At 67.5% G+C, this 7,139-nt stretch carries 10 protein-coding genes; 9 read left to right on the top strand and 1 reads right to left on the bottom strand.

Features of this window, described 5'->3' with window-relative positions:
- From ASE78_RS19420 to ASE78_RS05105, 3 genes are all read left to right on the top strand, one after another.
- Positions 1-736 (top strand): pyridoxal-phosphate dependent enzyme (locus ASE78_RS19420; protein WP_235514881.1); only part of this gene is annotated, 736 nt, incomplete at its 5' end.
- A complete protein-coding gene (locus ASE78_RS05110; RefSeq protein WP_056494138.1) occupies positions 733-1,128 on the top strand; it encodes a GFA family protein in 396 nt (131 codons plus the stop codon). The genes ASE78_RS19420 and ASE78_RS05110, both read left to right, overlap by 4 nt.
- A gap of 103 nt (positions 1,129-1,231) precedes the next feature.
- Entirely contained in the window at positions 1,232-1,996 is a 765-nt protein-coding gene (locus ASE78_RS05105) for an arginyltransferase (RefSeq protein WP_056494135.1), read from the top strand.
- A gap of 86 nt (positions 1,997-2,082) precedes the next feature.
- On the opposite strand, the gene ykgO is transcribed toward ASE78_RS05105, so the two are convergent.
- A complete protein-coding gene (gene ykgO / locus ASE78_RS05100; protein WP_055755695.1) occupies positions 2,083-2,208 on the bottom strand; it encodes a type B 50S ribosomal protein L36 in 126 nt (41 codons plus the stop codon).
- Positions 2,209-2,395: 187 nt separating this feature from the next.
- Between ykgO and ASE78_RS05095 the strand changes: the two genes are divergently transcribed.
- The 6 genes from ASE78_RS05095 (at position 2,396) to ASE78_RS05070 (ending at position 7,060) form a co-directional block, all read left to right on the top strand.
- The gene (locus ASE78_RS05095; protein ID WP_235514880.1) at positions 2,396-3,013 is read left to right on the top strand and encodes a DUF4136 domain-containing protein; all 618 of its coding nucleotides are present in this window, start codon (positions 2,396-2,398) and stop codon (positions 3,011-3,013) included.
- On the top strand, positions 3,010-4,122 hold the full coding sequence (locus tag ASE78_RS05090; RefSeq protein WP_056494126.1) for a M14-type cytosolic carboxypeptidase: 1,113 nt from the start codon (positions 3,010-3,012) through the stop codon (positions 4,120-4,122). Before ASE78_RS05095 ends, ASE78_RS05090 begins: the two co-directional genes overlap by 4 nt.
- Positions 4,119-4,574, top strand: a complete 456-nt coding sequence (locus ASE78_RS05085) for a GNAT family N-acetyltransferase (RefSeq protein ID WP_056494123.1) — start codon at positions 4,119-4,121, stop codon at positions 4,572-4,574. The genes ASE78_RS05090 and ASE78_RS05085 overlap by 4 nt, the downstream gene beginning before the upstream one ends.
- Positions 4,575-4,610: 36 nt before the next feature.
- The gene (gpmA, locus tag ASE78_RS05080) at positions 4,611-5,297 is read left to right on the top strand and encodes a 2,3-diphosphoglycerate-dependent phosphoglycerate mutase (RefSeq protein ID WP_055755684.1); all 687 of its coding nucleotides are present in this window, start codon (positions 4,611-4,613) and stop codon (positions 5,295-5,297) included.
- Positions 5,298-5,519: 222 nt separating this feature from the next.
- Positions 5,520-6,005 carry a 5-(carboxyamino)imidazole ribonucleotide mutase gene (gene purE, locus ASE78_RS05075; RefSeq protein WP_056494121.1) on the top strand — a complete coding sequence of 162 codons (486 nt, stop codon included), beginning with the start codon at positions 5,520-5,522 and terminating at the stop codon, positions 6,003-6,005.
- Positions 6,002-7,060 (top strand): 5-(carboxyamino)imidazole ribonucleotide synthase, encoded by a 1,059-nt coding sequence (locus ASE78_RS05070; RefSeq protein WP_056494119.1) that lies wholly within the window; start codon positions 6,002-6,004, stop codon positions 7,058-7,060. Before purE ends, ASE78_RS05070 begins: the two co-directional genes overlap by 4 nt.
- The last annotated feature ends 79 nt before the right edge of the window (positions 7,061-7,139 follow it).

Raw genomic sequence — 7,139 nt, 5'->3', positions numbered from 1 at the left:
CGCGCTGGAAATGCTGGAGGACGTGCCGGCCATCGACACGCTGGTCGTTCCGATTGGCGGCGGCGGCCTCATCAGCGGCATGGCGACCGTCGCCCGCGCGTCGGGCCGCGCCATCGAGGTGATCGGCGTGCAGGCCGAGCTGTTCCCGTCGATGTACAACCGGCTGCACGGCACGACGATGGACTGTGCCGGCGATACGCTGGCCGAGGGGATCGCGGTCAAGCAGCCCGGCGGCCTGACCGCGCAGGTGGTCGAGGCGCTGGTCGACGACATCGTGCTGGTCAGCGAACGCCAGTTGGAGGAGGCGGTCAGCCTGCTCGTGCAGATCGAGAAGACCGTGGTCGAGGGCGCGGGCGCGGCGGGGCTGGCCGCGCTGCTGGGGCACGGGGACCGGTTCAAGGGCAAGACCGTCGGCATCGTGCTGTGCGGCGGCAATATCGACACGCGGCTGCTCGCCAACGTGCTGCTGCGCGATCTGGCGCGATCGGGACGGCTGGCGCGGCTGCGCATCCGGTTGCAGGACCGGCCGGGCGCGCTGTTCCACGTCGCCAAGATCTTTCACGAACAGGCGGTCAACATCATCGAGGTGTATCACCAGCGCGTGTTCACCACCCTGCCCGCCAAGGGCCTCATCACCGACATCGAATGCGAGACGCGCGACCGCGCCCATCTCGACCGGCTGGTCGAGGGACTGCGCGATGGCGGATACGAGGTCAGCACGGTGGAACTGGCATGAGCGGCATCACCGGCGGCTGCCTGTGCGGTGCGTGCCGCTATGCGAGCAGCGGGCCGGTGATGAACGTGCGCGCCTGCCATTGCCATCGTTGCCAGAAGGCGACCGGTGCGCCCTTATATGCGCGGGTGATGGTTGCGCGCGACACGGTGACGATCGACGGCCCGGTCGCATGGTATGATGCCGGGACCGGGGTCGAGCGTGGCTTTTGCCCGACCTGTGGCTGCACGCTGTTTTCGGCGCGGCCGGCGGCGGGGACGATCGGGCTGACGATGGGCAGTCTCGACGATCCTGCCCCCTATCACCCGCAGGATCATATCTGGACCGAGGCGATTCAGCCATGGCTGAAACTGGCCGATGGCGCGCCGCATCATCCAAAGGGACCACCGGCGTGACGATTAACCGTCATTGATGCTCAAGCCGCTTTTCACGATGCGGCTTCCGCGCCATATCGGCGTTCAACGCCACTAGCTGGACCGCTGGACGAAGGATCACCGGGTGACTGCGCCGTTTCGTTTTCCCCGTTTCTTCGTCACCGCCCCCTCGCCCTGCCCCTATCTGCCCGGGCGGCAGGAGCGGAAGGTGTTCACCGAGCTGAACGGCCCCAATGCCGACGAGCTGAACGACGCGCTCGGCCGGATCGGGTTTCGGCGCAGCCAGTCGGTCGCGTACCGGCCGAGCTGCGTCGGGTGCAGTGCCTGCATCTCGGTGCGGGTGGTCGCGGGGGCGTTCGCGCCCAACGCCACGCAGCGCAAGCTGCTGCGCCGCCATGGCGACCTCGAAATCCGCACCTGCAAACCATGGGCGACCGACGAGCAGTTCCGCCTGCTGCGCCGCTATCTGACCGCGCGGCATCCCGGCGGCGGCATGTCGGCAATGGACGAGAGCGACTTCGCCGACATGGTCGAACATTCGCCGGTGACGTCGTGGATCGTCGAATATCGCGAACCGACGCTCGACGGGCGGCCGGGCAAGCTGGTCGCGGCGTGCATCACCGACGAACAGGCCGACGGACTGTCGATGGTCTACAGCTTCTTCGAAACCGAGGACGACAGCCGGCAGGGGCTGGGCACCTTCGTCGTGCTCGACCATATTCGCCGCGCGCGGGCGGCGGGGCTGCCGCACGTCTATCTCGGCTATTGGGTGAAGGGGTCGCCGCGCATGGCGTACAAGACCCGTTTCCGCCCGATGGAGGCGCTGGGGCCGGCTGGCTGGGCGGTGCTGGGCGACGTGCCGCCGATCAACACAACGGTCGCCGCCTGAGCTTCATGCGAAAGGGCGCGGCTGCCATGCCGGCAACCGCGCCCTTTCGTGCAACCGGCCGGGGACGATGCCCCGGCCGCCGTGCATCAGCCCTGGCGGGCCTTGAAGCGACGGTTGGTCTTGTTGATAACGTAGATGCGACCGCGACGGCGGATCACGCGGTTGTCCCGGTGGCGATCCTTGAGCGACTTCAGCGAATTGACGATCTTCATGGTTTCGGCTCTCAACACGGCAAAAGGGCCGCTCGCACGGCCGGAAACGAAGCGTCGCCTATCGGCCGGTATCGGATTCGTCAAGCGTCCGGGCAAATTTGACCACCGAAACGCTACCGCAATGAACCCAATCGCCCGCTCTGCACGTTGAACCGCACGAAAAGCGTTGAAAACGGGACGAATGGACATGAAGCGGACGATCGGACTGGGCCTTGCCGCACTGGCGGCCATCGCGACTTCGGGTTGCGCCACCACCGGATCGGGTATCGCCCCGGTCGACGTGACCCGCTTCCACCTGAACCAGCCGATCGCACGCGGCAGCTTCTCGGTCGAGCCGCTGTCGACCAACGCCGTCGTCAGTCCCGAATTCCAGACCTATGGCGAAGCAGTGGCCCGCGAGATGACGAAGCTGGGCTTTGCGCGTGGGACCTCGGGCAGCAGCGACATGATCGTCGCGGTGGCGTTCACCCGCGCGTCGCGCGGTTTCGTCGAGCAGCGCCCGCCGGTCTCGATCGGCGTCGGCGCGGGCGGCGGCGGGGGCGGTTGGCGCGGCGGTGGCCTGGGCGTCGGTGGCGGCGTGGGCTTCGGCCTTGGCGGCGGGGGCCAGCGCGAGGTCGTTGGCTCCGAACTGGCGGTGCAGATTCGCCGGCGCAGCGACGGCACCACTATCTGGGAAGGCCGCGCACTGACCAACTCGCTCGAACGGACGGCGGGGGCGCAGCCGGTATTTCAGGCCGACCGGCTGGCGAATGCGTTGTTCCGCAACTTCCCAGGCGAGTCGGGAATCACTACGACGGTGAAATGAGCATCAGCATCAACGCCGCGTTCGACAGCGGCAACATCCGTGTGGTCGCTTGCCAAGGCGACGTGATCGACCTCGAGATCGTCGCCGACCATCTGTCGGACTTCTATCAGTGGTTCCACTTCCGCGTCGCCGGGGCGCGGGGGCGGACCCTGACCTTCCGCATCGTGAATGCCGGGGGTGCCGCCTATGCGTTCGGCTGGCCGGGCTATCGCGCCCGGATGAGCACTGATCGTCATGCGTGGCGGCAGGCAGACACTGGCTATGCCGATGGCGTGCTGACCTTCACCGCGACGATCGACAGCGAACTGGCATGGTTCGCCTATTTCGCGCCCTACACCCTCGAACGACACGACGATCTGGTCGCGCGGATCGCCGCGAAGCCGGGGGTCGCGCACCGCGAACTGGGGCAGAGCCTCGACGGGCGGGCGATCGATTATCTGACGCTCGGCAGCGGCCCCGTGCAGGTGTGGGCCTATACCCGGCAGCATCCCGGCGAATCGATGTGCGAATGGTTCATGGAAGGGCTGCTCGAACGGCTGACCGATCCGGGCGATGCGATCGCCGCCGACCTGCTGACGCGCTTCACCTTTCACTGCGTCCCCAACATGAACCCCGACGGCTCCTATCGCGGGCATCTGCGCACAAATGCGGCGGGCGTGAACCTCAACCGCGAATGGCATGCGCCCACGGCCGAGAGAAGCCCCGAAGTGCTGTGCGTGCGGAACCGGATGGACGAAACCGGAGTCGACATCGCGATCGACGTGCATGGCGACGAGGCGATTCCCGCCAATTTCATCGCCGGTTACGAGGGGATTCCCAACTGGACCGACGAACATGGCGCACGCTTCACCGCGTTCGGCGCGGCATGGGCGGCGGCCACCCCAGATTTCCAGACGAAGCTCGGCTATCCGGTCGCAGCGGCAGGGCGCGCCAATCTGGCGATGTCGACCAACCAGGTCGCCAACCGCTTCGGCGCGCTCGCCATGACGCTGGAGATGCCGTTCAAGGATCATGACGACAACGCCGATCCCGAATTCGGCTGGTCGCCCGAACGCTCGAAGCGGCTGGCGCATGGCTGGCTGGAGGTTCTGGCGGCGTTCGAGCGATGATCGTGCGGGCCGGCGGGCTCGATGATCCCGCCACCGCCGCGCTGCTGTCCGCGCATCTGGCGGACATGCGGGCATCGTCGCCGCCGGGATCGGTCCACGCGCTCGACCTTGCGCGGCTGGCGACGCCAGACATCGCGTTCTTCACGGCATGGGACGGCGACACGCTGCTGGGCTGCGGCGCGCTTCGAACGATGAACGACGGGACCGGCGAAGTGAAGTCGATGCGCACCGATCCGGCGGCGCGCCGACGCGGCGTCGCGCAGGCGATCCTCGACCGGATCGTCGGGCAAGCCCACGCGGCGGGGATCGACCGGCTGTTGCTCGAAACCGGAACGGGGGCGATGTTCGACGCGGCGCACCGGCTCTATGCCCGCAACGGCTTCGTCCCCTGCGGAGCATTCGGCGACTATGCCGCGACCGACTTCAACCGGTTCCTCTGCCGGACGCTTTAGGCTAGTCGGACGGCCGACAACTGCAACGGAGGTTCCATGCCCACGCTCGTCCTGATCCGCCATGGCCAGTCGGCCTGGAACCTCGAGAACCGCTTCACCGGATGGTGGGACGTGAACCTGACCGAGCAGGGCGAGGCGGAAGCCAAGGCGGCGGGCGAGTTGCTTAGCGCCAAGGGCCACGACTTCGACCAGTGTTTCACCAGTTTCCAGACGCGGGCTATCAAGACGCTGAACCTCGCGCTGGAGGCGATGGGCCGGTTGTGGCTGCCGGTGGAGAAGGACTGGCGGCTGAACGAGCGGCATTATGGCGGTCTCACCGGGCTGGACAAGGCCGAGACAGCGGCGCTGCACGGCGATGCGCAGGTCAAGGTATGGCGCCGCAGCTTCGACGTGCCGCCGCCGTTGCCCGAAGCCGACAGCCCGTGGGACCTGTCGGCCGATCGCCGCTATGCCGGAATCGACATTCCGCAGACCGAGAGCCTGAAGGACACGATCGACCGCGTGCTCCCCTATTGGGACAGCCGGATCGCGCCCGAACTGAAGGCGGGCAAGCGGGTGCTGATCTCGGCGCACGGCAATTCGCTGCGCGCGCTGGTGAAGCATCTTTCGGGCATTCCCGACGACGAGATCACGGGCCTCGAAATCCCGACCGGGCAGCCGATCGTGTACGAGCTGGCCGACGATCTGACGCCGACCGACCGCTATTATCTGAACGAGCGGTAAGTCTCGTTTTTCGTCATTCCCGCGCAGGCGGGAATCCATAGACGCAACGTCGGTGGCTTGAACCGCAGCGTCAGTGTGTATGGATTCTCGCCTGCGCGGGAATGACGATGGATGGGAGGACGCCTTACCGACCCAATACGCGGAACGTTGTACGCTCCCCGCTTGCCCTGCCCCGCCCCCTTGCCTAAGCAGCGCGCTTCTCCAAGCGCTACGGGCCAAGCAATGAACGACGCACCGCTGGTCGGCATCATCATGGGCAGCACTTCCGATTGGGAGACGATGGCCCATGCCGCCGAGATTCTCGGCAAATTGGGCGTGTCGCATGAGACGAAAGTGGTGTCGGCGCACCGCACTCCCGCCCGGCTGGTCGACTATGCCACCACGGCGGTATCGCGCGGGCTGAAAGTCGTGATCGCTGGCGCAGGTGGTGCGGCGCATCTGCCGGGCATGGTCGCGTCGATGACGCGGTTGCCGGTGCTGGGCGTGCCGGTGGAATCCAAGGCGTTGAAGGGCATGGATAGCCTGCTCTCGATCGTGCAGATGCCCGGCGGCGTGCCGGTGGGGACGCTGGCGATCGGCAAGGCCGGGGCGATCAACGCCGGGCTGCTCGCCGCCTCGATCCTCGCGACCGCCGATCCGGCGCTGGCCGAGCGGCTGGATGCGTGGCGCGCGGCGCAGACCGATGGCGTGGCGATCGACCCGCGATGAGCGTGCTGCCCCCCGGTGCCACGATCGGCATCATCGGTTCGGGCCAGCTCGGCCGGATGATCGGCATGGCGGCGGCGCAGCTCGGCTATCGCATCCATGTCTATGCGCCCGAGACGGGGCCGGCGAACGACGTGGCGTTCACCCATAGCCGTGGGGCGTATGACGACATCGACGCGCTGCGGGCGTTTGCGCGCCAAGTCGACGTCGTCACCTATGAATTCGAGAATATCGCCGCCGCGCCGATCGCGGCGCTGGGCGACAAGGTGCGGCCCTCCGCCCGGTCGCTGGAGATCGCGCAAGACCGGGTGCGCGAGAAGCGCTTCGTCGAGGCACTGGGCGGCACCCCGGCGCGCTGGGCCGAGGTGGCGGATCGCGCCGCGCTGGACGCGGCGATCGCCAGCGTCGGATGCCCGGCGGTCCTCAAGACCACGCGCTTCGGCTATGACGGCAAGGGGCAGGCGCGGTTGATGGCGGCGGGCGATGCCGATGCGGCGTGGGACGCGATCGGCGGCGGGCCGGCGGTGCTGGAAGCGTTCGTCGATTTTTCCGCCGAGTTTTCGGTAGTGCTGGCGCGGGGGAGCGATGGCGCGATCGCGATGTATCCTTCACCGGCGAACGTCCACAAGGACGGCATTCTCGACACCTCGACCGTGCCCGCCCCGGCGATCGAGCCGTGGCGCGCACAGGCGGAGGCGCTGGCGGCCAAGGTCGCCGAGGCGCTCGACCATGTCGGCGTGCTGACGCTGGAATTCTTTTGCGGACCCGACGGAGCGGTGTTCAACGAAATGGCACCGCGCGTGCACAATTCGGGACACTGGACGATCGAGGGTGCCGAAACCTCGCAGTTCGAGAACCATGTGCGCGCGGTGCTGGGCCTGCCGCTGGGCGGGGTCGGCATGACCGCCGAGCGTGCCGAGATGACGAACCTGATCGGCGACGATGTCGCGGCATGGCCCGCGCTGATGGCCGAGAGCGGCGCGCATCTCCACCTGTACGGCAAGCGCGAGGCGCGGCCGGGGCGCAAGATGGGGCATGTGACGCGGATCGAGCGGTAAACCGCTCTCCCCTTCGTCGCTCCCGCGAAGGCGGGAGCCCATAGACGCAGCGGTAGTGATCTAAGGCGGAACGGCAGCG

Origin of the sequence: Sphingomonas sp. Leaf25, from assembly GCF_001421635.1 — a bacterium.
Classification (GTDB): domain Bacteria; phylum Pseudomonadota; class Alphaproteobacteria; order Sphingomonadales; family Sphingomonadaceae; genus Sphingomonas.
This window is presented reverse-complemented; position numbering and strand designations above follow the sequence as displayed.

What these genes read in the sequence shown, in the direction of transcription:
- ASE78_RS05085 (WP_056494123.1), top strand. Translation starts at nt 4,119, where the DNA reads ATGATCGTGCGGGCCGGCGGGCTCGATGATCCCGCCACCGCCGCGCTG.
- ASE78_RS05110 (WP_056494138.1), top strand. Translation starts at nt 733, where the DNA reads ATGAGCGGCATCACCGGCGGCTGCCTGTGCGGTGCGTGCCGCTATGCG.
- purE (WP_056494121.1), top strand. Translation starts at nt 5,520, where the DNA reads ATGAACGACGCACCGCTGGTCGGCATCATCATGGGCAGCACTTCCGAT.
- gpmA (WP_055755684.1), top strand. Translation starts at nt 4,611, where the DNA reads ATGCCCACGCTCGTCCTGATCCGCCATGGCCAGTCGGCCTGGAACCTC.
- ASE78_RS05095 (WP_235514880.1), top strand. Translation starts at nt 2,396, where the DNA reads ATGAAGCGGACGATCGGACTGGGCCTTGCCGCACTGGCGGCCATCGCG.
- ykgO (WP_055755695.1), bottom strand. Translation starts at nt 2,208, where the DNA reads ATGAAGATCGTCAATTCGCTGAAGTCGCTCAAGGATCGCCACCGGGAC.
- ASE78_RS05070 (WP_056494119.1), top strand. Translation starts at nt 6,002, where the DNA reads ATGAGCGTGCTGCCCCCCGGTGCCACGATCGGCATCATCGGTTCGGGC.
- ASE78_RS05090 (WP_056494126.1), top strand. Translation starts at nt 3,010, where the DNA reads ATGAGCATCAGCATCAACGCCGCGTTCGACAGCGGCAACATCCGTGTG.